The organism is Aerococcus sp. UMB1112A (genome assembly GCF_030230715.1).
Classification (GTDB): Bacteria; Bacillota; Bacilli; order Lactobacillales; family Aerococcaceae; genus Aerococcus.
Window position 1 is genome coordinate 1 of sequence record NZ_JASPDS010000053.1, and the last position, 1,900, is coordinate 1,900.

Genomic DNA, 1,900 nt, shown 5'->3' on the forward strand with positions numbered 1-1,900 from the left:
TCCTTAGTCTTAATAATCTTATTGGTATAATCATCTGAATGAACAAGTTTACTATCTACATTCTTTTCAGGAGCGTCCCTATTTCGTATAATTTTCTTTTGAAAATCTTTTTTTAGTTTTTTATCCATATCACACCTACTTAGCTTCTTCTGGTTTTGTTGTCATTAGCTTATATAGCATGGTGTCTTTAGGGAATTTATCTATAAATGGAACAATAGTATTTCCGAAGAATAATAGTCCCTCACCTGCGTTTGAATTAGTAATATAGTTTAACTGATAAGGCGATATTTTTAATTTCTTAGCAAGAATATCTCTATCTCCAGATGCTTGATTTAACATTAGAACAAAGTCTGTATTATCAAAGATATTTTCAATTTCCTGACTTGTTAAAAGGTCCTTTACGTTTTGAGTTATACCTGTTGGAATACCTCCCCATTTTCTAAATCTTTTCCAGATTTCTACTGAATATGAAGCAGTTTGTGGGTCTTTTAATAAAAGGTGGAACTCATCTATATAGTATCTTGTAGACTTGCTTCCTCTATTAAGGGAAACCTTGTTCCAAACCTGGTCTTGAATTACAAGCATACCTATTTTTTTAAGTTGTGTTCCTAGCTCTTTTATATCAAAGCAGAGCAGTTGCCTATTTAGATCAAAATTTGACCTATTATTAAAGACATTAAGACTTCCTTTAACATAAATTTCCATTTCTGTTGCGAGCTTCCTACCAACTCCTTCTTCTTGAGATAGGAGCATATCGTATAAATCTCCTAATATAGGCATATTTTCTGGCTTTGGGTCTTCAAAATATTTTTGATATATCTTTGGTAAGCACCTATCTATAACAGATTTTTCTGCAGCAGTAAGACCAGATCCTCCTACTACAAGTTCAAGCATAGACATTATGAAATTTGCCTTATCCTTTAAAGGTGCGTCCCCATCTCCATAGTTCATATTAATATCTAATGGATTTAGATAATCCTTTGACTTTGCTGAAACTTTAATAACTTCTCCATTAAATTGTTTTACAAGGTTTGAATACTCGCCCTCAGGATCACAAATAATTACATCATCGTCTGTTACAAGAATTGCATTTGCCATCTCTCTCTTTGCCGAGAAAGATTTACCAGAACCTGGTGTTCCTAATATTAATCCGTTAGGGTTCTTTAGTTTCTTCCTATCTGCCATAATCAAGTTTTGGCTAAGGGCATTTAATCCATAGTACAAAGAATTTGCCGAATCAATAAATAGCTCTTCTGTTGTAAAAGGCATAAATACTGCCGTTGATGATGAAGTTAAAAATCTTTTTATTTCGACTTGATTAACACCTAGAGGTAAGACAGAAACAAGTCCTTGTTCTTGCTGATGAGATAATCTTTTTACCTGACAATTATGTCTGTTAGCAATCGATGAGATTTGAGCAATAGTATTTTCTAATTTTTGATTAGTTCTAGTAAAATTCATCATTACTATGGTAACTACAAAGAGCCTTTCATCTCTATTTTGTAAGTCAGATAACATGGACTTAACATCCGCACCAAAGGTATTTATATCTGAAGGAATAATATCCATATCATATCCAGCACGAACAGCTTTCTTTTGTTCTTCAATTTTCATTCTGTCTAGGTCTGTGTTTTTTCTCTTGATGAGTTTAATAGCTTCTGCTTGTTCAACTACATCTATATGAAAAGCTACATAAATATTGTCATCAATATCTAAAAACTCAGATAACATTCTGTCTGATAACTCGCTTGCAAGTATTTGAAAATGACTTACTGCTCCAATATATTTGCCAAACTTAAAATTATTTGCTGGTGCAAAATTAAAGATATTGGGAGTTATATGTGATTTTGTAGACTCTTTCTTCTTCAAATTTTTATATGAAAAATCAAAGTTCTTATCT

Annotated in this window: 1 protein-coding gene; it reads right to left on the reverse strand. The window is 32.1% G+C overall.

Annotation, left to right across the window (positions count from 1 at the left end; translation table 11 throughout):
- Nucleotides 1–135 precede the first annotated feature (135 nt).
- A partial coding sequence (locus QP860_RS10485; protein ID WP_284912794.1) for a VirB4-like conjugal transfer ATPase, CD1110 family occupies nucleotides 136–1,900 on the reverse strand: 1,765 nt, incomplete at its 5' end.